The 26089-nt window shown below is 47.0% G+C and carries 26 protein-coding genes and 1 other annotated feature; of the genes, 12 read left to right on the top strand and 14 right to left on the bottom strand.

Annotation, left to right across the window (positions count from 1 at the left end; all coding sequences use genetic code 11):
• Positions 1-29: 29 nt before the first annotated feature.
• The 6 genes from BN162_RS02220 to BN162_RS02195 all read right to left on the bottom strand — a co-directional run bounded on the left by BN162_RS02220 (position 30) and on the right by BN162_RS02195 (position 4372).
• Positions 30-860, bottom strand: a complete 831-nt coding sequence (locus tag BN162_RS02220) for a ChbG/HpnK family deacetylase (protein WP_020223430.1) — start codon at positions 858-860, stop codon at positions 30-32.
• Positions 857-1672, bottom strand: coding sequence for a ChbG/HpnK family deacetylase (locus tag BN162_RS02215; protein WP_020223429.1), 816 nt, complete (start codon positions 1670-1672; stop codon positions 857-859). The genes BN162_RS02220 and BN162_RS02215 overlap by 4 nt, the downstream gene beginning before the upstream one ends.
• 173 nt (positions 1673-1845) lie before the next feature.
• The gene (locus BN162_RS02210; RefSeq protein ID WP_020223428.1) at positions 1846-2664 is read right to left on the bottom strand and encodes a PTS system mannose/fructose/sorbose family transporter subunit IID; all 819 of its coding nucleotides are present in this window, start codon (positions 2662-2664) and stop codon (positions 1846-1848) included.
• Positions 2664-3440, bottom strand: a complete 777-nt coding sequence (locus BN162_RS02205) for a PTS mannose/fructose/sorbose/N-acetylgalactosamine transporter subunit IIC (protein ID WP_020223427.1) — start codon at positions 3438-3440, stop codon at positions 2664-2666. Before BN162_RS02205 ends, BN162_RS02210 begins: the two co-directional genes overlap by 1 nt.
• Before the next feature lie 15 nt (positions 3441-3455).
• Positions 3456-3947: a PTS sugar transporter subunit IIB gene (locus tag BN162_RS02200; protein WP_020223426.1), complete on the bottom strand. Its 492-nt coding sequence runs from the start codon at positions 3945-3947 to the stop codon at positions 3456-3458.
• 17 nt (positions 3948-3964) lie between these two features.
• Entirely contained in the window at positions 3965-4372 is a 408-nt protein-coding gene (locus BN162_RS02195; protein ID WP_020223425.1) for a PTS sugar transporter subunit IIA, read from the bottom strand.
• Between the two features lie 240 nt (positions 4373-4612).
• Here BN162_RS02195 and BN162_RS02190 point away from each other — a divergent pair, with 240 nt between their 5' ends.
• Positions 4613-6607 carry a BglG family transcription antiterminator gene (locus BN162_RS02190; RefSeq protein WP_020223424.1) on the top strand — a complete coding sequence of 665 codons (1995 nt, stop codon included), beginning with the start codon at positions 4613-4615 and terminating at the stop codon, positions 6605-6607.
• Positions 6608-6613: 6 nt separating this feature from the next.
• On the opposite strand, the gene BN162_RS02185 is transcribed toward BN162_RS02190, so the two are convergent.
• Both BN162_RS02185 and leuS read right to left on the bottom strand, forming a co-directional pair.
• A complete protein-coding gene (locus tag BN162_RS02185) occupies positions 6614-7099 on the bottom strand; it encodes a dihydrofolate reductase (protein WP_020223423.1) in 486 nt (161 codons plus the stop codon).
• A gap of 100 nt (positions 7100-7199) precedes the next feature.
• On the bottom strand, positions 7200-9602 hold the full coding sequence (leuS, locus tag BN162_RS02180) for a leucine--tRNA ligase (RefSeq protein WP_020223422.1): 2403 nt from the start codon (positions 9600-9602) through the stop codon (positions 7200-7202).
• 39 nt (positions 9603-9641) lie between these two features.
• Positions 9642-9848 (bottom strand) — a binding site (T-box leader).
• Positions 9849-10150: 302 nt separating this feature from the next.
• Between leuS and trhA the strand changes: the two genes are divergently transcribed.
• From trhA to BN162_RS18835, 8 genes are all read left to right on the top strand, one after another.
• On the top strand, positions 10151-10804 hold the full coding sequence (trhA, locus tag BN162_RS02175; RefSeq protein WP_020223421.1) for a PAQR family membrane homeostasis protein TrhA: 654 nt from the start codon (positions 10151-10153) through the stop codon (positions 10802-10804).
• A gap of 50 nt (positions 10805-10854) precedes the next feature.
• On the top strand, positions 10855-11691 hold the full coding sequence (locus BN162_RS02170) for a DegV family protein (protein WP_020223420.1): 837 nt from the start codon (positions 10855-10857) through the stop codon (positions 11689-11691).
• 282 nt (positions 11692-11973) lie between these two features.
• Entirely contained in the window at positions 11974-13152 is a 1179-nt protein-coding gene (locus BN162_RS02165) for a hypothetical protein (RefSeq protein ID WP_020223419.1), read from the top strand.
• A gap of 166 nt (positions 13153-13318) precedes the next feature.
• Entirely contained in the window at positions 13319-13798 is a 480-nt protein-coding gene (locus tag BN162_RS02160) for a DUF2975 domain-containing protein (RefSeq protein ID WP_020223418.1), read from the top strand.
• A gap of 4 nt (positions 13799-13802) precedes the next feature.
• Positions 13803-14012 carry a helix-turn-helix domain-containing protein gene (locus tag BN162_RS02155; RefSeq protein ID WP_020223417.1) on the top strand — a complete coding sequence of 70 codons (210 nt, stop codon included), beginning with the start codon at positions 13803-13805 and terminating at the stop codon, positions 14010-14012.
• Positions 14013-14195: 183 nt separating this feature from the next.
• Entirely contained in the window at positions 14196-15326 is a 1131-nt protein-coding gene (locus BN162_RS02150) for a DUF4153 domain-containing protein (RefSeq protein WP_315969563.1), read from the top strand.
• Positions 15327-16355: 1029 nt separating this feature from the next.
• Positions 16356-17060, top strand: a complete 705-nt coding sequence (locus BN162_RS18840) for an MATE family efflux transporter (RefSeq protein ID WP_206671269.1) — start codon at positions 16356-16358, stop codon at positions 17058-17060.
• Positions 17061-17156: 96 nt separating this feature from the next.
• Positions 17157-17726, top strand: a complete 570-nt coding sequence (locus BN162_RS18835) for an MATE family efflux transporter (protein ID WP_222704898.1) — start codon at positions 17157-17159, stop codon at positions 17724-17726.
• A 170-nt stretch (positions 17727-17896) separates the two neighbouring features.
• Here the strand turns inward: BN162_RS18835 and BN162_RS02140 are convergent, their stop codons facing one another.
• Positions 17897-19267 (bottom strand): amidohydrolase, encoded by a 1371-nt coding sequence (locus tag BN162_RS02140; protein ID WP_020223415.1) that lies wholly within the window; start codon positions 19265-19267, stop codon positions 17897-17899.
• A gap of 132 nt (positions 19268-19399) precedes the next feature.
• Here BN162_RS02140 and BN162_RS02135 point away from each other — a divergent pair, with 132 nt between their 5' ends.
• From BN162_RS02135 to mnmM, 3 genes are read left to right on the top strand one after another with little or no spacing between them, the layout of a single operon-like run.
• Positions 19400-20176, top strand: a complete 777-nt coding sequence (locus tag BN162_RS02135; protein ID WP_020223414.1) for a creatininase family protein — start codon at positions 19400-19402, stop codon at positions 20174-20176.
• Entirely contained in the window at positions 20163-21116 is a 954-nt protein-coding gene (gene mnmL / locus BN162_RS02130) for a tRNA modification radical SAM protein MnmL/YtqA (RefSeq protein ID WP_020223413.1), read from the top strand. The genes BN162_RS02135 and mnmL overlap by 14 nt, the downstream gene beginning before the upstream one ends.
• Positions 21106-21669, top strand: a complete 564-nt coding sequence (gene mnmM / locus BN162_RS02125) for a tRNA 5-(aminomethyl)-2-thiouridylate-methyltransferase MnmM (protein WP_020223412.1) — start codon at positions 21106-21108, stop codon at positions 21667-21669. The genes mnmL and mnmM overlap by 11 nt, the downstream gene beginning before the upstream one ends.
• 15 nt (positions 21670-21684) lie before the next feature.
• Here the strand turns inward: mnmM and BN162_RS17595 are convergent, their stop codons facing one another.
• The 5 genes from BN162_RS17595 to BN162_RS02100 form a co-directional block, all read right to left on the bottom strand.
• The gene (locus BN162_RS17595; protein ID WP_020223411.1) at positions 21685-22209 is read right to left on the bottom strand and encodes an NUDIX domain-containing protein; all 525 of its coding nucleotides are present in this window, start codon (positions 22207-22209) and stop codon (positions 21685-21687) included.
• Between the two features lie 247 nt (positions 22210-22456).
• On the bottom strand, positions 22457-23173 hold the full coding sequence (locus BN162_RS17590) for a gamma-glutamyl-gamma-aminobutyrate hydrolase family protein (RefSeq protein WP_020223410.1): 717 nt from the start codon (positions 23171-23173) through the stop codon (positions 22457-22459).
• Between the two features lie 267 nt (positions 23174-23440).
• Positions 23441-23974, bottom strand: coding sequence for a YqaA family protein (locus BN162_RS02110; protein ID WP_020223409.1), 534 nt, complete (start codon positions 23972-23974; stop codon positions 23441-23443).
• An 8-nt stretch (positions 23975-23982) separates the two neighbouring features.
• Positions 23983-24750, bottom strand: coding sequence for an HAD-IIA family hydrolase (locus tag BN162_RS02105; RefSeq protein WP_020223408.1), 768 nt, complete (start codon positions 24748-24750; stop codon positions 23983-23985).
• 94 nt (positions 24751-24844) lie between these two features.
• The gene (locus BN162_RS02100) at positions 24845-26017 is read right to left on the bottom strand and encodes an MFS transporter (protein WP_020223407.1); all 1173 of its coding nucleotides are present in this window, start codon (positions 26015-26017) and stop codon (positions 24845-24847) included.
• Positions 26018-26089: the final 72 nt, after the last annotated feature.

Genomic DNA, 26089 nt, shown 5'->3' with positions numbered 1-26089 from the left:
AGTCTTTCTTAGATCACGCTTTGAATTTATTAGATTAAGCCCTGCTTCATCGCTTTTGCTACATCATAATAATCAATCAGCTCCACCTGATTCTCGCCAACAAACGCCTTCATCAACGGCGAAGTGACAAATTCCAAATCTTTGCAGCGTTCAATCGACAAGGATGTTAAAGCGAACAGATCCGCATCGACATAGCCTGGATGTCCGCCGGCCATGACATATTCATGATTTAAGATCTCTTCTTTATATCTTAGAAATTTTCCCAGCGGGTCTTTTTTCAGCTGGGCTTTGGCATCAAAAACCTTCGATACCGATGCGTTGTTTTTCTCGTCTTCATCCTCAGGCAGTGAAAACGTTGTAAAAGCGAACTGCATAAAATCAAAGGCAAACGGCAGATCTTCTTCATCGGCAATTTTCCGGATGGCTTTAAGCATGGTTTCCGCCACGATCGAATGACCATTCAGATAGCCCGGTCTGCGGCCTGTCAGTTCAACAAACCGGTCATACTGAGCTTTGATCTCGGTATAGACTTCCTCATAAGGAAACAGTTCGGCCCGACCTTCTTCACTTTGCCAGCGTGGATCATGAATGCGTACTGACGAGCGAATCAAGCGGCCGTTTTCATCTACCAGATGCGGAATTTTCTCAGCTGCTGCGCAGGAAGGTCCGGCGACCAGGTTGAAATCAATCCCAAAACAAAAGTTCGGTCTTGCTTTAATAAACTCTGCCGCCCAGGGTGCGATTTCCATATTTGCAAACATTCCTGTACAGGTCAGGATTCCATTGTCAATCGCATCAATCATGCCGTATGTGACACCTTTGGTGAAGCCGTAATCATCGCCTTGAACTAAAAGTTTCATTTTTCTCCCTCTTTCTCAATTAAATCCCGATAGCTGATCAGCTCAACCGGATTCTCATCAATCCACTTTTTCAGCACTGGTGAAAGCACCATTTCCAAATCCCGGCAGCGTTCAATCGACAAGGATGTCTGCGCGAACAGCTCCGCATCGACATATCCCGGATGTCCGGCCGCAAACACATACTCATGCTGCAGATATTCCTCGGCGTGCTCCATAAAAAATTTCAGCGGATTACGCTTGACCTGATTCATCGGATCAAAAACTTTTGCGGTTGTCGCTTCGTTGCCGCTGATATCAACAGCCCATACAAAATTGAATTCCTGAAGTATGTCATTGGTATAAGGAATCTTCTCCTCTTTGGACAGCTGTCGGATTGCCTCAGTCAGGCTTTCATGGTTGATGGAATGACCGTTCAGATAACCTGGCTTTTTCCCTACCAGCTGAACATACCGATCAAACTGCGCACGGACTTCCAAATAACATTCCTCATAAGGGAACATTTCCCGCCTTCCGGCTTCACTTTGCCAGCGTGGATCTTTGACCGTAATGTTGGAGCGGATAAAGTTGCCGGAAGCATCGACGAAATGCGGAATTTTTTTCGGATCGGCACAGCAGGGCCCCGCAACCAAATTGAAATCAATACCCCAGCAAAAATCCGGCCGCAGCCGCATTTGAGCCGCCGCTAATTCTGCATTCGGGACATTCGCAAACAAGCCGCTGCAGGTCAAAACACCATGATCAATTCCTTCCAGCATGCCCCACATGACACCTTTGGTGAAGCCGTAATCATCTCCCTGAACGAGTAATTTCATTCTCTTTTTCCTCCTTTTTTCCTTTTTATAAGTTGTTGAAACGAATACGATCCAGTTGAAAGATTTGTTTTTCTAAGATTTCTTTGTCCGTTTAATGTCAAATGAACAAACAGAGAGCGCATTGGAATCGAAGAAACTGCAATCCCTTCGCTTGCGCTCTCTGTTCTATCTGATTAGAAGATATGAATTAAAGCGCCCAATAGGCCAATCACCATCGTTAACAGGATCAGATTGATCGGCTTCCAGCCCTTTTTAATCAATGCCACATATCCGAATAACAAAGCGATGCTCATAAATCCTGGGAAGATGGCATCCAGCACCGGCGCTACCTCCAAGGTTGCAGGACCGATATGCAGAATCAGATTCAACGGAACATAGACCATCTGGGCAGTCATTGCGCCAACCATCATAATGCCCAAAATGGATGCTGCTTTGGTAAAACTGGCCATTAATCCGGTACTGAACATCATGTCAATAAACGCTGTGCCGTACGTGTAGCCTAATCGGCAGAACCACATTTTAATGATCGACTGCGGCACGCCATAGATCAGAATAAACATGATCATGCCTAAGATATTTCCCTGCTGGGCTAATCCGATGCCAATACCGGCGGCAATGATGCGCAGGCAGTTGAAGAATAAGTTGTCAAACATGCCGGCCGTCGGGCCCATCAGCGCTGATTTTACACTGGAAATGGTTTCCGCATCGACCGATCCCTTTTCTTTCTTTTCCTTTTCCATCGCCCAGGCCAGACCGACAATAAACGAAAACGGAACGGCATGGGTGTTAAAAAACTGCTGATGCCGGGTATAGGCTTCTTTCTTCCCTTCCGGATCATCTTTATAGATCTCTTCTATCGCAGGAATTAAGGAGAAGGTGAATCCGTTGCCTTCCATGTTGACCATCGTAGCCGCCAAAAAGCACGTGTGTGAACGAATTTCAACTTTGCGAAGCAGCTTTTTATCATTTTCACTGATCAATGTATTTTTCATCAGAAAAATTCCTCCTCTTTGCTTTCTGGTTTGCCTTTGTTTTCAATGATTTTCTTTTCCAGCAAGAAGATCGTAATCGCAACAGCAGCGCCGATGACCGCAACCGCGACAGTATCCAGACTGACATATTTTACTAAAACAAACCCTACAAAGAACCAAATTACAGTTTCCTTGTTCATAATCTGCGATGTCAGAATTGCAAAGCCAACAGCCAGCGCCATGGAACTGACCGCACCCAGACCGGTCATAACCCAGGCTGGCAAGGATGCGATCGCCAGCTGCAGTGCGTCAACGCCGAAGTAAATGCAGCCAAACAGAATGACGGTGTTGAGCAGCGGCGAAATAAACGTAAAGATCCAGACGGCAATTTCATACTGCCTCACTTTATCTTCCTGCAATAGTTTTGTAAAAAAGCCCTGAACTGGTGAGAATAAGCCATACGGAAGCATCGTGACTGAAGCCAGAACCGTGCCGATTGGCATCGCAATGGCCACCGCCGATTCAATGTCAGCCCCGGTCAGAATAACAAAGGCTGTTGCAACATAGCTGGTCGTTGTGGCATCGGCCGGAATCGAGCCGCCGATCGCTGAAATCCCCATAAACAAAGATTCCAATGAAGCGCCCAGAATGCAGCCCGTCGTTACATCCCCTAACAGAATGCCTACCAAAGGACAGATAACGATTGGACGGGTCAGCGCCTGCCAGCCCAGGGCAGCCGTATCCAAAATTCCTAAGAGCCAGTAAAGAACACTGAGTTTCAATGCAGCGATTAACATCGTAATTCCCCTTTTCTATTTCTTTAAGATGGATGATACCTTGATGGCTGAAACATCCGGTGTAACCTGTAAAACAAAGTCATCGACCTTTTCATTGACCTTGGCGAGAATCGCTTTTTCATCATCAGATAAGGCTACAAACTGGGAGACCGTTTCCCGCACTTTCCCATCGCTGGCTTCCAGCAGTCCCCAGTTTCCAATATTCACCCGATGAATTCCCTCAACCTGTTCCACAACCGTCAGTAAGTCTTGCGGATTGGCAACAATCAGCAGAATATCATGCGCAGCTGCTTTGGGATTATGGAGCAGTTCAATCGCTTCCTTCACCGTTTTTACTGCAACTTTCATGTTGCCGGGGGCAGCCATTAACAGTGACTTGGCAATGATCGGATTGCTTCCAGCCTGATCGTTGGCAACGATAATCCGGTCAACAGAAATCACCCGCGACCATTTTGTAACGATCTGTCCATGGATCATGCGATCATCAAGACGGCATAACTTAATCATTGTTTTTCCTCTTTTCTTTAAAAAAATTCCCCATCTTCCAATTCCGGAGCTTCATCATAGAGTACAATCCGCTGTAATTGACGGGATTGTTCCGTCAGCTGATGCAAAGTTGTCAGCGACACCTCCGACTGCATGCAAAGTTCCAAAACTAAGGCCAGATTGACGCCCGCAATTAAATACGTATGAGGCCGTTCCAAATACAAATACATTTTCTGATTCACGCTTCCGCCATAGAGATCGGAAAGCATGACAACGGTTTCTTCGGATGGAACAGAAGCAAAATAAGCTTTTAATTCTTCGTCGATGTTCCTCTGATCTACATAGGCATCCAAAATCGTCAGATGCGGCTGAGGACCAGCTAAAATTTCAATTGCGGTTGCCATACCGCTAGCCAGATGACCGTGTGAACCTAATAATAATCGCAATCTATCGACTCCTCTCCTTCAAAATGTAAGCGCTTAACATTTCTTAAATTCATTTTACTTTTCCATTACTCAAGATTCCATCCGTTTTTTTTCACATAGTTAATGGAAATTTCATTTTTTCCGTTATCAATACTGGAAAATATTTACACGGAAAAGGCTCCGTTATGTTCGTTATAATGAAATGGAACTCAATACCCGATTTCCAACAACCCCAGTCAATCGAATTAAAGGAGCAGGATTATGAATAATCGTCAGTTAAGAATTCTTTATTATTTTTTCAGCAACCCCGCTCCCTGCAAATCCGGCGATATCGCAAAGCAGCTGAAATTAAGTTCGCGAACGATCCGCGATACAATCAAGGAAATGCAGCCAGCCTGTATGGAAAATGGATTTTCAATCTTTTCGCGAAGAAACTACGGATTTGAGATTCAGGTGGAAGATGAAGCTCTCTATCAGGCTTTTGCGGATCAGATCAATGTGACCTGCACCGTTCTCAATCAGATCAAGTACAATGAAAATGAAAGCTTCCTTTACATTGCCCGCAAACTGGTCTCGATTGATGACTGGGTAAAAATAGATGATTTAGCCGAAGAGCTCAACTTTTCCCGCAGTGCATTAAGCCCCGTTATTTCAGATATCACAACTTATTTTAAAAATCATCAGCTGACGATTCTGCATAAAAAAGGCAAAGGCATTAAGCTGGCCGGATTGGAAATCAATTTCCGGATGGCCATCATTCAGCTCATTGGACCGCTTCATCATCAGACAATTATCAAGCAGGATGATACAACGTATAACCTTTATATTTACTGTGATCGGGATTTATTTCTGGCAATCCGCAGGGAATTTAAAATCTTTATTTCCGGCAGCGGGCTCCATTTTACTGACGCGATGTTTATCTGGCTGTCTTTCTATCTGATGATCATGATGAATCGGCGCAGATATGGATATTGGATAACTGAAAGTCCGACTTTTTCCTTCTTGGATAAAACACCTTTTCTCAAGCCCAGCGCCGCGCTTTTTAGTCATCTTCATCAATGCTTTCCGGATTATTTTCATTCTGATCAAAATGAAGTTTATCAATTTGCGGCATTAATGATGGGCGGCGCGGACGTCGAAAATGCATGTGAATTTAATCAATCTATAGAATGTTCACCGATTGCGGATTCTTGTCAGCGCATCCGCAAAGAATGTTTTAATTTTTTAAATCAGCGTTACAATCTTCAATTTTGTGATTATCCTTCTTTCATGGATGGGTTTACCACACACTTGGCCCAAATAATGATCAAACACTATTTTCATTTTGAAGCGAAGATCACCTTTGGCGGGGTTATTATCAATAAGTTTTCACATGTTTCCCCGTTAGCCAGTTATCTGGGTTTTGAAATGGCTGAACATTTGGAAAACAAGTGGCATTTTTCTCTGTCCAGTGATGATTATTTTCGTTTCATCAATTTTTTTATGACGTTTCTGCTGCAAATTCCTATCCCAATCCGGAAAAAACGGATTTTGGTGACCTCCGGCGCCGGATTAGCCTATTCGGCTTTTATCGCTCGTCAAATAGCCCGTGAATTTGACGCTTATATTGAAAAAGTTCGACTCTGTGAGTTGTATGAGATCCGTCATTTAAACTATTCTGAATTTGATATGATCATTACCAATTACGATTTCAGTACGCTTCCCCAATTTTACTCCTATGATCTGCCTTATTTTACAGTCAGCTTTGAAGAGCGAAATATTGAAACCAAGCTGCATTTAACTCAAGCTTTTTCTGACGTCTTTCTGATTGATGAATATTTTATCAAAGATGATAATATCTGTTTTTATGAAAACATTGAATTTTCAAGTCTATTGCAGATCTATCAATTTGTAGTCTATAAAAACTGCCGGACTTCCACAAAGTTTCAGAAATTAATTGATGAATTTCAAAAGATTGAAAAAACCATTGATTTCAAGATTATTAACGAAACGCTTTTGTTGATAGGAAATAAAAAAGATTATGGGAAAGAAGGCATTGATGTCTTTCTGTCTAACGGCAAATTCACGCATAAAGGCAATAAGATTTCAACCGTCATTTTCTGTGCTTTGGATTTTTCATCTTTATTGAAGCTGAGGGTCTCAGAAATTTATCTGATGCAGTTATTGACCCACTGCGACATGGAAATTTTGAAAAAAGAAAAAGCCAGCTATTTAAAAAAGCTGACCTGTGATGTCTTGATTCGCTTTAAATCCTAAAAACTTTTAAATGAGTATTGAATTTATCTTTCGTTCCCATTCCTGTAAAATAAATCCCTTTTCCTTTGTCTGCTTCTGACAAGTCCATTCACTCTGATTCCAAGCAGGAAAGAATGTATCGCAGTCATAACATCCAGGGATCAGACTGAGCCTGAGAGAGTCGGCATAGGGCAGCCATTGCGCATAAATTTCTCCGCCTCCGCCGATGACCAGTTCCGGATATCGGGGATGATTCTGCATCCAGGTTAAAGCTTCAGCGATGGATCGGACAACTGGAAAATCCGCAGTTTGCAGGGTCCGGCTTTGAATTAACAGCTGACGGCCCGGCAGCCGATGCCACAGCGGCTGTGCTGTCTTACGCCCCATCAACAACACTTTCCCCATCGTATAAGCCTGAAACTGATGCAGATCCGCCGGACAGAGCCATGGCATCTGACCGGCTTTTCCGATTCCGCAATGCTCATCCAATGCGGCAATCATTGTGATTTTCATTATTCACTTCCTTTACTTTCGTTCTTTTCTTATGCTGCGCTGATCTATGAATTAAGAAGAAAGCCAGGCTGGAAAGGCAAGCCTGGCTGCTTAATCAAGATTAATTGGCGACGATATTGACAACCTTGCCTTTAATGACAATGATCTTGCGGATCGTCTTTCCTTCGATAAACGGACGGACATTCTCGACCGCCAATGCTTTTTCTTTCAGCTGTTCTTCGCTGGCATCCACGGAAGCCATGAACTTTCCGCGCAGTTTGCCATTGACCTGAACGACGACTTCCGTTTCGTTTTTGACCAGCTTGCTTTCATCATAAGTTGGCCAGCTTTCGTAAGCGATGGATTCGGCGCCGGTCAGCTGCTGATACATTTCCTCTCCAATATGCGGGGCAAATGGACTCAGCAGTTTGACAAAGCCTAAAAGCATATCGCGGTTGATCTTTTCCACGCGGTAGCAGTCGTTGACAAAAATCATCATTTGGGAAATCGCCGTATTGAAATTCAGCGTTTCAATATCTTCCGTGACTTTCTTTACCGTGAAGTTGTAAATGTAATCCAGCTGCGGCGTCAGCTCATCCGTAATTTTCTCCGGCTGTTCCATGACTAAACGCCAGACGCGCTCCAGCCACTTACGCGCAGCGTCGACACCCTTTTCACTCCATGGCTTGCTGGCCTCTAACGGCCCCATGAACATTTCATAAAGACGCAGCGTATCCGCGCCGTACTTTTCAACAATCACATTCGGATCAACGACGTATTCCGGAAAGCGCTTGCCCATTTTAATGCCGTTGGATCCCAAGATCATTCCCTGATGAACGAGCTTCTGGAATGGTTCCTTCACAGGGACAACCCCTTTGTCATACAGGAAATTGTTCCACATCCGGCTGTAAAGCAGATGTCCGACCGCATGCTCCGGTCCGCCGATATACAGATCCACCGGCAGCCAGTGCTTCAGCAGTTCAGGATCGGCCAGTTCCTTTTCGTTGTGCGGATCAATGTAGCGTAAGAAATACCAGCTGCTGCCAGCGCTGCCGGGCATCGTGCTTGTTTCACGATGGCCCTTTACACCATCGATTTCAACCTGAACCCAATCCTGAGCTTTTTCCAACGGTGAAGCTCCGCTTTTCGACGGACTGTAATCCGTCAGATCCGGCAGGATCAGCGGCAGCTGATCGTCGCTTAAAGCTACGGTATCACCGTTGTCCAGATGAACGATCGGAATCGGTTCGCCCCAATAACGCTGCCGGGCAAAAATCCATTCCCGCAGCCGGTAATTGACTTTTCGCTCACCGCAGTGATGTTCACTCAGCCAGCTGATCATTGTCTCAATCGCATCATGCTTGTTTAATCCATCCAAGAAGCCTGAATTGATATGCACACCATCCTGTGTCCAGGCTTCTTCAGCGACGTTGCCGCCTTCCAACACCGGAATAATTTCCAGACCAAATTTCTTGGCAAACGCATAGTCGCGGTCATCATGGGCTGGGACTGCCATAATTGCACCGGTGCCATAGGTGGCTAAAACATAGTCAGAGATCCAGATTGGAACAGGCTTGCCATTGACTGGATTGATGGCGTAAGCGCCGGTGAACACCCCGGTCTTCTCCTTATTCAGCTCCGTCCGTTCAAGATCGGATTTTGTCGCGCACTGACGTTTGTATTCATCCACCGCGGCCTTCTGCTGCGGCGTTGTAATCTGATCGACCAGCGTATGCTCCGGCGCCAAAACACAGTACGTAGCGCCAAACAACGTGTCGCAGCGAGTGGTGAAGACTGTGAACTGTTCATCATGTCCCTGCACCTTAAAATCGACCAGTGCCCCAATCGACTTGCCGATCCAGTTGCGCTGCATTTCCTTGGTTGATTCCGGCCAGTCAATTTCCTCTAAGCCTTCTAACAAACGTTCAGCGTACTGCACGATGTCGATGACCCATTGGCGCATGTTCTTGCGCACAACCGGATAACCGCCGCGTTCACTCTTGCCGTCAATGACCTCATCGTTAGCCAGCACCGTCCCTAATTCCTCGCACCAGTTCACCGGCATTTCAACACATTTGGCCAGACCGCTTTCAAACAGCTGCTTGAAAATCCACTGCGTCCACTTGTAGAACGACGGATCGCAGGTCGAGACTTCCCGATCCCAATCATAGCTGAAACCGAGCATTTTCAGCTGCTGCTTAAAGGTTTCTATATTCTTTAATGTAAATCCATTCGGGTTATTGCCGGTTTGAATGGCGTATTGTTCCGCCGGCAAGCCAAAACTGTCAAAGCCCATCGGATGAAGGACGTTGTAGCCCTGCATTCGCTTCATTCGGCTGACGATATCGGTTGCGGTATACCCTTCCGGATGTCCGGCATGCAGGCCGACTCCGGATGGATAAGGAAACATATCCAACGCGTAAAACTTCGGCTTGGAAAAATCCCAGGCATCCGTCGCAAAGGTCTTGCGGTCTTCCCAGGTCTTTTGCCATTTTGATTCAATACTTTTGTGATCGTAACTCATTGATTTCATCCTTTCTCAAGCAACAAAAAACGCCCTCAATCTAAGGACGTCAGCGCGCGGTACCACCTTAGTTCACAGAAAGAATCTTCCTATGCCCTCTTTTTCCTTTAACGCAGGAATCACGGAATCCTTCTTTTCAGATTCAGCTCCAAGGCCAGTTCATTCTGATCTGCCGCCAGTTTTCACCTGCCACCGGCTCTCTCAAGGTCAGATTCAAGAATTACTATTCCTTTTCATCGCTTATTTAAGGATAGCAAAATTCGCATTTTAAGTCAATTAAATCTTGCCGAAATCAAAGGGTTTTCATTCATTTTTTCTTTTCTGTGAAAGGTTTTCTTCAGACAGCTTTTTTTCTTATTTATTCGAGGTAAAAATATTCCCGAAAGGCTTTTCAATTGATACCAAAACCGCTACAATAAGAAAATGAACAAGGAAATAAGCACACGCTTAGACAAAAACCAAGATTTGTAGTTGAACTTCCTCATCAATATGATATGATATTTATATGATCTAGTTTTCAAAACTAGATTATTGAAGGAGTTGATCTTATGTTTCGTTGGTTTAAGGATGTTCAGGATCCGATCAGCAGCTACACCCACTTTCTCGGCGCCTGCTTCGGCGTCATCGCTACCGCGGTGTTTATTGGAGCCGGGATCGCGAACCAACGATCGCTGAAAACCATTCTGGCCTGCTGCGTATTCAGTGCTTCGATGATTGCCCTGTACAGCGCTTCCAGCTATTATCACACATTAAGTTGGGATCATCCGCATCATACGTTGTTCCGCAAGCTGGATCACTCGATGATCTATGTGCTGATTGCCGGCACTTATACGCCGCTGTGTCTGACGTATCTGCCAGGTCAGGAAGGAATTACGTTTGCCGTTGTGATCTGGGCGATTGCCCTTGCCGGCATCATTGCCAAGATCTGCTGGCTGAATGCCCCGCGGATCTTGTATACGCTGCTGTATCTGGCAATGGGCTGGGCAGTGCTGTTTGACTGGAGCGGATTCTCCAAAATGCCTTCAGGATGTCTGATGCTGATCGCACTGGGCGGGGTCGCCTATACCATCGGTGCCGTCATCTACATGATCAAAAAGCCGGATCTGTCGAAGGCCTGGGGGTTTCATGAACTGTTTCATCTGTTCATTCTGCTGGGTTCCTTCTTCCACTTCATCGCTGTCCTGGTCTTTATTCTCCTTTAGCGTTTGAAATCCTTGTACAATCTAAAAAAGTAAAGAAAGAGAGTTCAACTATGATTCGTTTAATTTCTGATTCTTCCACATTGTATTCCATTGAAGAAGGCAAGGCGCTGCCCTGCGACATCACCCCGCTGTGCGTCACCATCAACGGCAAAACTTACCGTGAATATGAAGACATCGATGCCGAAGCTTTTCTGAATCTGATCAAAGCTGGCTACATTCCTTCCTCTTCGCAGCCTTCGATGGGCGAACTGGTCGAGCTGTTTGAAAAATATCCGGAGGATGAAATTCTTGTCATTTCTATGGCCGATGGTTTATCCGGCACCTACCAGACAGCTGAGGCTGCACGGCTGCATACCGAACATCCTGAACGGATTCATGTCGTGAACTCTCAGACCCTGTGCGGACCGCATCGTTATCTTGTCGATTTAGCCGCACGGCTGATTCACGAAGGCACGCAGATCGAAGAAATTCTGGATACGCTGCAAACGAAGATCGCAACGAGCCTTTCGTTTTTATTGCCGCAGGATTTCAGTTATCTCAAGCGCGGCGGTCGGTGCACGCCGATGGCAGCCGCGATGGGCGGACTGTTAAAACTGCAGCCGATCATGATTCAGGCGGAGGAAGGAAGACGGTTAGAAAAGTTCGGTGTTGGCCGCAGCTTTGATGCTGCAATCAAATCCGTTCTGGGTCATCTGGAAGAACATGTTCAAAAAGCCCGTGTTCAGATCAGCGTATCTCATGCTTTCAACAAAGAACAGGCAGAGAAAATTCTGGCGAAGGTCAAAGATCGTTTTCCTGAAGCTGAATGTGTTCTGTATGACTTATCCTGCGCGTTCATCACTCAGGGTGGACCGCGGTGCATCGCGATTCAGTCGATTGAATTGTAACGATATTTTCAGCCAACGGCGCTAAACTCAATGCGCCGTTTTTCTGTTCAAAAAACTAACGTCTCCATCGCTCTGCAGCATTTAATTTCTATTTCAAGAAGATTCAACTTTTCTTTCTGCTTCCTTCCATTCCAGAAGACAGATTCCAGGAAAAGGTTCATTCCGAATACGGCATGCATGAAATCCAACATCAGATTTCACGCAAATGCCCGGAAAACAGGACAAAAGATTGCGCTTTCAAACCAGTCGTTTTATAATTAATTTTGAAATGAGGGATATCACGTGAAAATTGGTTACAATCAAGTCTGCATCAATCCTACCTTCAGTTGTCTGCCGGTCGGATTTCTGACGCAGACCGAACCGCTGAACAAAGTACGCGGCGACTTATACGCCCGATGTCTGCGCATGGAAGACGAAAATCGGGAAGTGATTTTGATTACATTTGATTCACTGGGAATTTCGCAGGATGTTCAGGAACGGATGGAGGAATCGCTGCGGCAGTCGATCGGCGAAGACGCGCTGATCATCTTCAGCTGTTCGCATACGCATTATGCCCCTTCCTTATGCAATGCGCTGGGTTTTATTGAAGAAAATACCCCTTATCTTGAAAGTCTGGATATCAAGCTGCTTAATCTTGTGAGAAACTGTCGGATGAGTGAAGATGCTCCCCTGACCGTGTCCTACCAGGTACGCAACTTTACTGGTGTCGGCCGCTGCCGGTTATCCGGCGGCAGTGATCAATATGTTACCGCCGGCGTCTTAAGCTTCTTTAAAGAAGGACTGCGGATCGGCAACTTCTTAATTTATAACTGTCATCCAACGATTTCAGCCGAGGATGCTGATTATCTGTCATCCGATTATCCAGGCGCAGCTCTGGACATTCTGAAACAGCGGTATCCGAAGGAGTTCTTCCTCTTCTTACAGGGTCCCTGCGGTGATGTTTCAACACGCTTCACCCGTCAGGCTAAGAATTATGACGAGGTGATCCGGCTGGCGAACGAAATCGCTTCCGCTTGGGAAAAGATGATGAAGCTGACACCGCGGATGCAGCCGCTGAAGCTAGAGTGGAAGGAACAGAGACTGCCGATTCATAAGACCCTGAAAAAAATTGATCTGGATCAGATGGATACCTCAGGATTAAGCGACAAAGAAATCCGCGAGCTGCATACCGGTGCGAAAATGGTTGAACAATACCGCGGCATGCTGAGTATGCTGCCTGATGAGGTTCGCTTTACCCGCGTTAATTTCGGCCCTTTCCGGCTGATCTTTAATCCGTTTGAGCTGTTCTCAGGGTACATGCAGAATCTCGATTTAAAGAAAGATGTATTGGTCTGTTATTCCCAAGGCTATCTTGGTTATCTGAGCTGCCCTGATAATCAGGATATTTCTTATGAAACAATGATTGAAATTTTAACCAACGAAGATAAACATGCGGTAGCTGAGCTTTTGCGCAGCTGTTAAAGTGATTATAGAAAATCTTGAAATCCGAAGGATCGCTTCGGATTTTTTTATCCGCTGTTTTTTACAAAAAAAGCGAATCACAGAAAATATTTATCGTAAAACAATAAATATTTATTGATTTTTATGTTTCTTCTGTTATAATCAAAGCAGAAATGAGGTTGATAAGATGAATAATCGTAAATTGGCTTTTCTGCTGAAACTGTTTGTTTTCATTTTAGCTGCAATGGGACTTGTCGTTTTTGCACTTGCCATTCCAGAACTGCTGCACAGCTTAATTGAGTTTTACGGCCGAACCTTCAATGAAGAACTGCCGCTGCAGCTGCTCTCCGCTTCAGCCGCGCTCATTCTCTATATCGCGCTGTTCCTGTTTTGGCAAATCTGTACGCGAATTGGAAGAAATCGTTCCTTCTGTACGGAAAACGCGGATGGCTTACGTTGGATCTGCCGCCTGGCTCTGTTTGACACCGCGCTGTGTCTGCTCGGATGTCTGTATGCTCTGGCGATCAATATCCTGCATCCGGCACTGATGTTAGGCGGATTGGGATTAATGACGATGGGCGGGCTGATCGCTGTAGCCGCCTATACCCTGGCCTATCTGGTCACGATTGCCGAACAGATTCAGACCGAGAATGAATTGATGGTGTAGTGTTATGGAAATCAATGTTACTTTAGATGTCATGCTTGCCAAACGCAAAATGAGCGTCACTGAATTGTCGCAGCGCATCGGCATCACCATGGCTAATGTATCCATCTTGAAAAATGGCAAAGCCAAAGGCATTAAGTTTGATACTTTATGCAAGATCTGCGATGTTCTGGACTGTCAGCCCGGCGATCTGCTGGAATTTAAGCGTGAGGACTGAGCATGAGCGAGGCAAATGCAAAGACAGTACAAAGCGGTAAACCCACGGTTCAGTTTTCATGGACAATGGCCGCCCTTCTCAGCTTCCCCATGGCTTTCCTGTATGTCGGCTATGTGATGGGGTTTGCGGATTTTCGATTGATGACTTATCGCAATCCAGCCGTAATCCTTTTCACCTTGCTTTATATCCTGCTCGTCAGTCAGGGAGCTGAGCGGTCAGAGCGCAAAGCTAGTCCGGAAAGCCGGGTCTGGGCAGGCTGCCTGCTGCTCACCGCTGCTTCCTTTATGCTTCTATCAGCCCGTCAGCTTCTTAGCGCTGTGGCAAATCCTTGCGCTGCATCTGGAAGCTGTCTACTGGACGCTTTGCCGAACGCAGTGTTTGATCCACAATCAGACCAGCGGCAGCTTTCTTCTGGAATTCGTCTGGGGTGGTCTGGTTGGACCGATGCGGCGGATGTTGCTTCGAATTCATGTCTTAAGTACAGCTGTACGGGATTATCTGGCTCATCGCAGCGGTCAGAAGCTGAGTCCTGGATTGATTGGACTCTCACTGTTTCTAGCCGGCGGAATTGGAATGCTGGCTTGGAGCTTGTTAAGCGGCGCCGATCCGTTTTTCGCGGAAGTTGCAGCAGCGGCAGGTACTATTCTGTTCAGCGGAGTTTCACCTCAGATCATGCTTACGCTGATCCTCTCCCTGCCGGTTGGCGCATGGTTATTCGGCTTAGCCGGAGGATGTTTAGCCTCAACGAAACCCTTGTTTTCTCAGTCTCAATGGAAAACAAGCATGGCTCGAATCCAGGTTTTGCCTGCCTTCACAACAGCCTTAGTCCTCAGCGTGCTGTGTTTGATTTACATTTTGTTCTTTGCTGTGGAAGCCTTTGTTTATCTGCGCCTGCTGATCAGCGGAGCCATCACGGTCACCGTAGCCTGTCAATACGCCGTCCAAGGGTTCTGGCAGCTGTGCGGCATCGTGATCCTCAACCTCAGCGTGCTGGCGGCTCTGCGCAGCACCAGTGAAGTTCCCCTGCTTACCTCCAAACGGCTGCATGCGGCAGCAAAGTTGTTCTGTCTGTGCACACTCGCCTTCGTGCTGTTGGCCGGGGTTAAGCTGGGTATTTACGCGTTCGTTTTTGGTTTGACACTGCGTCGGATCCTGGCTGTCTGGGCATTGAATGTGCTCAGCGCAGCCACCCTGCTTGCTTTTCTTGGTTTGTTTCGAAGTGTTCCAGCTGCCCGCTGGACTGTCTTGTACAGCATCACTAGCTTTACGCTGTTGTGTTGTGTTCCATTGGAAAACTGGATTCCTCTGCTGTAATGAACTTTCTTTCAGCGTTGTTATCCTAGCCGATAAACATGAAAGCGTCCTCAACGAGTGATTAAGCTACTTTCGTACGTTGCTGATAAGTAGTTTAATTATACTAATCGGGTCGCAGATAATCTGCGACCTTTTGTTTATAATGCCTATGATTTAAGAAGCAAAGGATGCGCATTCTCGTGTTCACCCTCCGCCTTTTTATGTTAAGAAAGGAAATTGTTCAATGCAAGAAAAGCCGGATTGAACAACGGGAGCGAATCTACTACAATCCTTTAACATAATTATGGATGTTCATTACCACTTATAAAGATTTTTTCAAAAGGTGGTAATAGATTATTCACTTAACCAACGACAAATATCAATGATTTGTACCCCCCTTCATATTGATAAGTTTCGTGTCGTGTTCTAGCAATTAATATTTTTAATAAAACATCGCGAATATCCAAGAGTGATGTAATTTTACGAACAAATATTTTATCATCGGAAATACTATTACTGACCTGAATATAGATTTGTTCATTTCCTTTTTTACAACAAAATCAAGTGTGCCAAATACTGTCTCTATTCCCACTTTTTGAGTTTTTTTGATTTTCGGTAACAGAGCTTGATTTGAATTACCTATCAACTTTATTTTATTATCAATAAAATCATATGTTTGTATGGTTTAAGATAATAAATTGACATCATTGAGTGAGTGTGTTTATAATTGAAATGCAAAAGTTAAAGGAAAGGGTGAGCACAATGAAGTTATACGGGAAATTTTGTATTGAAGGTAGCTCCGAACAACTGTATATTACAAAACATTGTGCGGAGCCTAATATAAAAACATTTTATGAAAAGACTTATTCCTAGACTGAGAAGTAGTTTTTGACTTGTTCTTATTCATAGATAATTTTTTATACTCATCGCGTCGCAGACAACGTTTTATCTGCGGCCTTTTGTTTATAACTGCTATGCTTTAATAAACAAAGGGCGCACATTCTCGTGCTTACCCTTTGTTTTTTTTGCGTTAAGAAAGGAAATTGTCTCATGAAAGAAAAACAGGATTTAACAACTGGAAATGTATCGAAAACGTTAATCCTATTTGCCCTTCCTATGCTGCTTGCTAATCTATTACAATCCTTTTACAGTATTGTCGATATGTTGGTTATTGGCAGAATTGTAGGAGAAACAGGGCTTGCCGCCATCAGTAATGCATCAATGATAAGTTTTATCATCAATTCAATTTGTATTGGCGTTACCATGGGCGGCACTGTATTAGTTGCCCAATTTAAAGGAGCGAATGACGAACAAGGACAAAGTGAAACAGTCGGAACACTATTTACAATATCCCTCATCGCTTCGCTGATCGTTACCATTTTAGGATTACTCGTATATCAGCCTCTTTTTAGGCTGCTAAATGTACCCGCCATTGCGATGAAGGACGCTTGCGAATATATGCAAATTATTTGCTATGGCACTGTATTTGTCTTTGGCTATAATGCTGTTTGTTCCATTATGAAAGGCTTTGGGGATTCCAAGAGTCCAATTTATTTTATCGCAATAGCGACACTCGTAAACATTGTGCTGGACGTCATCTTGGTTGGATCTTTGGGCATGGGGACAAAAGGCGCGGCTTATGCTACCATTTTCTCACAAGGAGCTTCCCTTTTAATTTCAATCATTCATTTAAAAAGAAACAACTTATCTTTGATTTTAAGGTACGACACTTTGCGATTAAACGAGAAATGCTAGTCATTATTTTAAAAGTAGGATTGCCTACGGCTATTCAGATGGTAGTTGTCAATATTGCTTATCTTATGATCACCGGTATGCTTCAATCATTTTGGTGTGGCGGTGGCTGCCGCATCTGGCGTTGGATTGAAAGTCAACACATTTGCGGGTATGCCCTGTTGGGCAATCGGGCAGGCCGTTACAGCTATGGCTGGGCAGAATATGGGCGCAAATCATATAGAACGCGTCAAAAAGACAACAGAAATAGGACTGTACTTCAATATTATGATTACACTGATCGTAATCCTATTTGTTCAAATATTTGCCAGACAAGTCATTATGCTGTTTAACCCAGTAAACCAGGAAGTGATTGAAGACGGCATACTGTATTTAAGAATATGCTGCGGAATAAACAGCTTGATTTATGCAGTTATGTATACATTTGACTCCTTTGCCATTGGTATTGGCTCCGCCAATGTTGCTATGATAAATGCCCTTTTAGATGCGGTCATCGTCCGGCTTCCTGTAAGCTGGCTGTTGGCTTTCATCGTGAATATCGGATCTTCAGGTGTCTATATCGGACAAGCTGTTTCCCCGCTTTTACCCGCTATCGTTGGTTTGTTCTATTTCAAAAGCAGAGTTTGGGAAAGTAAAAGGCTGATAAACCATTCCGAAAATGAGAAATAGTGATGCTGCTTTATAAAAGCATAAGGAAGATAAATAAGGTTTTATATTCACACTACCTCTGCTGCATAACAAAACAGGCCTATCGCAATTTAGACGATACGCCTGTTTTGATTTGTACCCTGGTTGTCAGCTCCCCGGTTTCAGTTTGATGTGAACTGTTTTATAAACAGCTATTCCAGGTTCTGAAAATCCAGCGTGATTGTTCCATCCGCATTCTGCCGTACTGCTTCCTTATCCAGAAAGCGCCGCCGGGCATCTGCCAGATAGGCTTGCTGAGAAGCATAGAGCGGCTTAAACTGGGCCATGATTTCCTTGGCTTTTTCAGCCTCATTCTGAAGCAGCTCATCAGCGATAAAGACCAGTGCCTTGGCCGGCATGATGTAGGCTTTTTCCGGATCAACTATCTGAAAATCCTTGCCGTGGTAAGCCCCGATGGAGCCGCTGGAACCTGGCTGGATCGTCGGCAGCACCGCGGACAGATCGCCCATATCCGTACAGCCGGTACCCCATTGCGTCTGAATCAAAATTTCATCTTCGCTGACAATCCGCTTCATGGCAGCCAGCGCTGCTTCGTTCATCAGCTCGTCATCATGCATCGGGCAATAGCCGGGCCGATCCTGCAGCGTCACCGTGGCTCCCATTGCCGCCACCGATGCCGCAATCGCACGGTTGATCCGACGATTTGCCTGATCAATCGCTTCCAGCGAAGCACCGCGGACATAGCTTTCAATCTTGACTTCATCCGGAATCGCATTGACGGCTTGGCCGCCTTCGGTAATGATCGGATGGAAACGAATATGCTCGTCGTCACGGAAGGTTTCACGCAGAGCATTGACCGCCTGCAAGGCCTGCATTGCCGCATACAGCGCGTTGATTCCCTTATCCGGAGATCCACCCGCATGCGAAGCCAAACCGTGCACCGTAATGTTTTTAACAATGCAGCCATTGTTGCCATGCGCCAGTTGATAGACATGCTTCAAGCCTGGATCGTCAAAGGTATGAATCAGTACGCACAGATCGACATCTTCAAAATAACCGCGGTTCATAAATTCGACCTTGCCGCCAAAAAATTCGATCTTTCCTTCCGCCCGCAGCTTTTCTCGATATCCGACTTCGATCAGCTCCTCAGCCGGTACGGCCATTAACCGAATCGAGCCGCACAATCCATCCAGAACCCCCGGCTCTTTCAGCGCCGCCGCGGCTCCCACAAGACCCGCTGCCTGGGCATGATGGCCGCAGGCATGAACCGCCTTCGTCTGCGGATCACAATCCGGATGTTCCGCACAGATTAAAGAATCCAGCTCGCCCATGATGCACAGCTTCGGTCCCGGCCGGCCGGTTTCCAGATCGGCATAAAAGCCCGGAATGCCTTCCGGTTTGACCAGCTCATAACCTAGGTCGGTAAAAATCTGTTCCAAATAAGCGCTTGTTTTCCATTCTTTAAACCCGGTTTCCGGATATTTCCAGATCACTTCGGCCGTTTTGCAGATAAGCTGGGCTTGTTCCTCAACCGCAGCGTTTAAGACTTCATTTCGATTCATTCAGGTTTCTCCCCCATTCTTTTCTTTATTATATCGCTTCTGCTTCCCACAAAGAAGCCGCAATCCTCAATCAAGTTGAAAAAAATGATCAGATCGCTTACACTTAATCGAAAGAGAAGGAGAGATCAGCTCATGTATTGTATGGAAACAAGCTGGCCTGAGGTTCAGGCTTATTTTAAAACCAACGAATGCGTCATGATCATCACTGGAAGTCTGGAATGTCATGGCGTCCACAATCCGCTGGGTGTAGATACGCTGGTGCCGCAGGCCCTGGCTCAGCGGATTGAAAAGCAGAGCGAAATTCTGGTGCTGCCGGCCCTGCCGTTTGGCTACTGCGATTATCTGAAAGGCTATCCTGGCACGGTCAGTCTCAGCAGTGAAACACTGCGCTGCGTTGTCCAGGAAATCGTCGACAGCCTGCGCGCTCACGGTGCCCGCCGGTTTCTTTTTCTGAACGGTCATGGCGGCAATTTGCCGGCTTTGGAACAAGTCGCACTGCGGCTGAATACCCAGGGTGATCTGGGCGTCATTGCCAACTGGTGGCAGATGGCCAAAGAGATCGATCCGGCCTGGGGCGGAGGCCATGGCGGCGGGGAAGAAACAGCGGCGATGTTGGCAATTTGTCCGGAAATCGTGCATCCTGAACGATATCGGGATTCCATTTTAAAACCTGTCAGCGAAAACATTCAGACGACTGGCTTTAAAACTGTTCAGTTTCACGGTGTCACTCTGACGATGCCCCAGCCCGTTGCCGCCCTCTGCGATAACGGCTGGACGGGACCGGATCATCCGCAAACCGCAACTGCCCAATGGGGTGAAGCGATGCTGGAAGCCATCAGCCAGCTCCTCGTTCAGCTGATCAGCGAACTGAAAACCGTACCGCTGAAGGAGTGTTATGAAGACCAATAATCCCTTTCTCTATTCCGATGACAACAAGCGTTATCATACCTGGAACTATTATCTGCGCCATCAATTCGGAAAAAAGGTGGCCAAAGTTCCGTTAGACGGCGGCTTCACCTGTCCTAACCGCGACGGCACCTGCGGTACAGGCGGCTGTACGTTCTGCACCCGCTCTGGCAGCGGAGAGTTTGCCGGAGATCGGGCTGAGCCGCTGTTGAGCCAATATGCTAAAGGTCAGGCAATGATGCGCCATAAATGGCCGGACGCCGACTTTATCCCTTATTTTCAAGCCTATACCAACACCTATGGTCCCCTCAGCAAAATTCAGGACTGTCTTACCCCCTTCTTAGACCGGCCGGAAGTCGCAGCCATTGCGATTGCCACCCGCGCCGATTGTCTTGAACAGGAGAAAATTGACTGGCTCGCCCAGTGCTGTGCAAAGAAGGAAATCTGGCTGGAGCTCGGCGTTCAGAGTGTTCATGACCGCACCGCCCGGCAGATTCACCGCGGTCATGACTATGCCCAGGTCGTTGAAACCGTTACCCGCTTAGCCCGCACGCCGCTTAAAATCTGCGTTCATCTGATCAACGGACTGCCGGGTGAAGACGCTGCGATGATGTTGGAGACCGCATGTCAGATCAATCAGCTGCCGATCCATGCCGTCAAGCTTCACATGCTTCATCTGATGCAGGATACGCAGCTGGCTGACACATACATGCAGCAACCCTTCCCACTTTTGACACGCGATGAATACGTGGCGATTGTCGTGGATCAGCTGGAACGGCTGCGTCCGGAAATCATCATCCAGCGGCTGACCGGCGACGGCGCTGGTGAAGCGCTGATCGCTCCGGAATGGACAAAGAAAAAGACAATCGTCCTGAATGAAATTGACAAGCGGATGGCAAACCTCAATACATGGCAGGGAAAGCTGGTGTCCAATGGCCGATAACATCAATACTGTCAATCACCGTTGGATTCGGGAAGCCTTTGACCATGTTGAATTTGCCATCGATGCCACCTGCGGCGGCGGCAACGACACCGTTTTTCTGGCGGCGCTGGCAACCGAGGTACTGGCGTTAGACATTCAGGCGGAAGCGGTAACCAAAACCCGCAAAAAAGCCGCAGCGTTCCCCAATATCACCGTGGTGCAAGCCGATCATGCCGAGCTGACGCGCTGGACAGACCATCCGGCTGAGATTATTGTTTTCAACTTTGGATATCTGCCGCATTCCTGCAGTCCGATGATTACAACCCCCAAGACTACCCTGCCCGCCCTGGATGCCGCGCGGTCTTTATTGAAACCCGATGGTTTGTTATCTCTGGCCTGCTATCGAGGTCATGCGGGCGGCATGGAAGAGTGGCAGGCGATTGTCAGCTGGATCGAACAGCTGGACTCCTCCTGGAGCGTCCGCACCTATACCGACGGACGGCCGCAAGCGCCGATTCTGTATCATCTGCGCCGGATGGAAATAAATCCTTTTTCTACGAAAAAAGAATCCTGACCGTAAGGATTCTTTTTAATTGAATACTATGATTTTACGCCGCAGCAATTCCTGCCAAGCGCAGAAATCACGTTGCCCGATCAGCAGCGCAATGCCCAGATTATTCTTAGGATCCAGCCGTTGATGAATTTCCTGCGGACTTAGCCAGACCGGATCCGCCATCATCGCCCGTTCCATCGGCGTCAGGTTTCTCGGCAAGAAGTCAGCTTCACAATGAGCCGCAAAAAACGTGCTGTGATTGCGCCGCTGCAGCCGATGATATTCATCTTCGATCCAGCCCAATTCAACCCAATCCCGCAGCACGGCGCCCAGCTCTTCGCGGGCTTCCCGAAGCATGGTCCGAACGGGATTCTCTCCCTTCTCGATTCCGCCGCCGCAGCTTTCCAGATGATCACGCCGGCCAAACTCATCTTCTCCCTTGACATGAATCATCCCGACTTTCCCTTGCGGATTGATGACAAATACCCGCGCTGTTTTGCGCAGGGTTAAAATCGGCTGTTCTGGATCGACTGTATCTTCAAAAACGCCAAGACACCGCATGCCTTCTCCTCCTTCTTCAAATCAAAAAAAGAACATCCGAAGATGTCCTTATCAGAATTGATTCGATCTCTTGGGGGGGATCTATTATTGTTTGAATGGGTGGGGGAAAAACAATAACAGATGAATCAATCCAGGTCCTTCGACCTGATAGAATCTTACTGAATTTACGCTTCGTTGTCAATACAAATTCTGAAAAAAGGCTTAACTAAACGGTTTTTATAGACACTTTACGGATTTTGTATAAATTTTATTTCCGACATTCCTGAATAAAAGATTCAAAGATTGCCCGATGACACGGATCAGCACTCAGCCGTTCCGGATGCCACTGCACGGCCAGAATCTGATCTTTTTCAATCGCTTCGGCCAGACCGTCCTCACTCCAGGAAGAAACGACAAATCCATCCGCAACCTGATCAATATTCTGGTGATGATAGCTATTGACCGCATGGCGTGGGCCAAACATAGCGTACAGCTTCGTCCCCTCAACAAACGTGTTGTCATGAAACGTTGCATCCATGGCCGGCTTCGGCACCGCCTTGTGCTGCTGATGTCCGGCCGCGCGCATCGCTGGATACTGGGTATTGAGATCCTGAATCAGCGTGCCTCCAAATGCGACATTAATGCTCTGAATCCCCCGGCAGATACCTAAGATCGGTTTTCCCTTGGCGGCAAACAGCTGAATCAGCCTGAGATCCAGCGTATCCAGGCGCGGATCTGTCAGCTCCAGCGAAGGATGTGCCGGCTGATGAAACAGCGCCGGATCCAGATCCTCCCCACCTGTCACCATCAAACCGTCAAAGCGCTCTGCAATCATCTTATAATCTTCATCATCGCCATAGGTGACCAGGACGGGAATCCCGCCGGCTTGCGCAATCGCATCAAAGTAAGTCTGATTGTCAAAGATTCGCGTCTGTCCGTCAAAATCGCCGCTTCGGGCAGTCAGAGCAATCATCGGTTTCTTCATTTCTTTATCCTCATTTCTATTCTTCTGTTTCATTATAATCAAAGATTTAAAAAAATCACACATTTTAACACAATTTCGACATATTTCGCCTATACTTCTTTGGTATATTTATACCAGCAAGAGAAAGAGAAGACCTCTTGCCTGTACGATAACCTCTTCTCCTACGAACTAACATAATATCCCCTTTAAAAATTATCGTACAGAACATTCTATCCCCTTATAAACAAGGAAAAAGGCCTTTTGGAACGGAGGCCTTTTTTCTTGGCTTTACTCATCGCTGCGCGCCCAGCGCAGCAGCAGCCAGGCGATCATCACCAAGGAAATCACCGTGCCCCAGCGTTCAATATCCACCACATAACCCAGTGAGCGTATACACCAGCCGATCAGCACACTGCGCAGTAACCGCGCGGTTCCATCGCTGAGCAGAAACGGAATCAGCGCCATCTGCGTCATGCCCGCCAGATACGCCAACAGAAAATCTGGGATCGGGGTTACCCCGCCGATAAACACAGCCAGCACGCCATAGCGGTCCATCAATTCTTTCCCGGCTGCAATCTGCTTTTCGCTGGCAAACTTTCTGAGCACAGCCTGCTGAGCCTGGCGTGCGATCTGATAGCCGATCCATCCGCCCACAGCTGTCCCCACCGCGCCTTCCAGCGCATACAGCAGCCAGCCATCCGGGTTTTTCAGAATCAGCGGAATCAGCACAACCTCCAGTGAAGGCAGCGGCAGAAACGCCTTGAAACAGGCATACAGTACAAGTCCGCCGTTTTTTATCCATTCCAGAACGCCGATAGGCATCCTCCTCCTTAGTCCATGAGTTCCCTCAGGTCTTCAATTATATGATCCGCAGCGAAGGAATATGCCGCCGCGGCCTGTCGGTCATGAACGCCGGTCGTCACTAAGATCGTTTCAATTCCGGCCTGAACGCCGCATAAGATATCCGTTTCCATATTATCGCCGACAATGACGACGTCCTCTTTCCGCAAGCCCAGATAGGCCAGAGCGCCGGTGATGATGGCTTCATGGGGCTTGCCGATTTTGACCGCTTCCCGGGAGCTGGCATATTCCATCAAGGCGACAGTTGAACCATTGCCGCAGTTGGCTCCCTCTTCACTCAGCAAAATCCGGTCATTGTTAGTGCCGACCAGGATTGCCCCCGCCAGCACCTGACGCAGCGCCAGCGAATACTTTTCCCAGGTTCCTTCCTTATCCAATCCGATAAAAACCAGATCCGCGTGATCCTGAACTAATTGATAACCATTGTTCAGCAGGGCTTCGCGCAGACCCTCAGCACCGACCATATAGGCCCGTTTCTTTTCCGGAAAGCGGCGGATCATCGTATCGCTCGCCGCCATCGCCGAGGTATAGAAATGCTTCGGTTCAATTCCCCGATAGCCCATTTTTAACATGTGATCGGCAGCCTGGCGCGGTGTCCGGCCGGAATTGTTCGTCAAAAATAAGAAAGGAAGATGTTCCTTTAAACAATGATCAACAAACACTTTCGCCCCTTCGATAATCGCCGTGCCACGATACATCGTGCCGTCCAGATCCAGCAGGTAGCATTTTTTTGTCATCTTCTTTCGCTCCTTTACTTTACCTTGGACAGCGTATCATAAAGTTCATCGGCTTTCAAGCAAAAGAAAAGCCGGATGAGCACCGGCTGAAAACTTATTTCTGCATTCCTTTTTTGAGCGGTCCGCGAACCTTTTTAAATATCAAAATCAAGACAATCGCCACCAAAGCAAACGCGGCGACCACCAGCAGGGCCGGATCACAGCCGATCGCTTCCGACAAACTGCTGCAGAACACCGGCATGACTAACAGGGAGATGCCCATATAGACGCTCATCGCTGCCATCTGACCGCTGGATTTCAGCTTTTCCGAAATGATCTCATCAATCATCAGCTTGGAGCTGATAATGATGATTGGAAAGGTAACCATCTGAAAGACGGCCGCCGCGATCATCCACCAGGGATTCTGGATCAGACTGTAAACGACAAAGCGAACGCCGAACAGCACGGAAGCGCCCAGCATCAGATTGGCCGGATCATATTTCTTCATTAGTTTATCACCGACTAACAGAATGGGAATCTCCATTAGCGACTGCAGACCCCACTTTGCCCCGACGTGAAAGCTGGTTCCGCCAATCGCCATCACCTTGTCGACAACGATATACATATCTGCCGTGCCCATGCCAAACAACACCAGCAGAATCAACACCAGCAGAATATAAGCTTTATTTTTAACCAGCTCTTTTAAATCCGCAAGCTTGACAACCTTGCCGCTGGCCCGCTTGGCATCCTCCTGATTCCAGGCAAAATAGAGCGCTGCCCCACTGCTGAAAAAGACCAAAACGGCAATCACTGGGAAATCCAGCCAATTTAACAAAATCGCAGCGGTCCAACTGCCAATCGCCCAGCCAAAGGCTCCCCAGGCATGGATCCGGCTGTATACCGGCTTGGTTTCATCAATCTGCAGCACCCAGGTATCTTCCAGCCCCTGCCAGGTTCGGGCAATGCCGCCGGTCAGCGAAATCATCGCCAGTAAGTACCAGAACTGCGGCCAGCGAAATCCAAACAGCACGACATCGCCGACAAAGAAGATGCCGAAGCTGATTAAGAAAAACCAGCGGCAGCCTTTAAATTTATCGGAGAGATAACCGAACAGGAACTGTGTCACCAGCGTTGAGATTGCCATGCCGGACAGAATAATTCCCTTCTGCACACCTTCAAAACCCATCGATACCAGATAGGGAATGGTCTGCGTCGTCCCGATCGCTCCGGCTGCATAAGAAAACAGAAACAGCCCGTTAAAACGGGCGGCAGTTGATTTTTTCTTCATAATCCACCTCGGATTTAGTGTTCCCCCACGCTTTAGTATCATTCACAGCCATTCCGTAAATTCCCCAGATTT

This window comes from Holdemania massiliensis AP2, assembly GCF_000327285.1.
Taxonomy (GTDB): domain Bacteria; phylum Bacillota_I; class Bacilli_A; order Erysipelotrichales; family Erysipelotrichaceae; genus Holdemania; species Holdemania massiliensis.
This window is presented reverse-complemented; position numbering and strand designations above follow the sequence as displayed.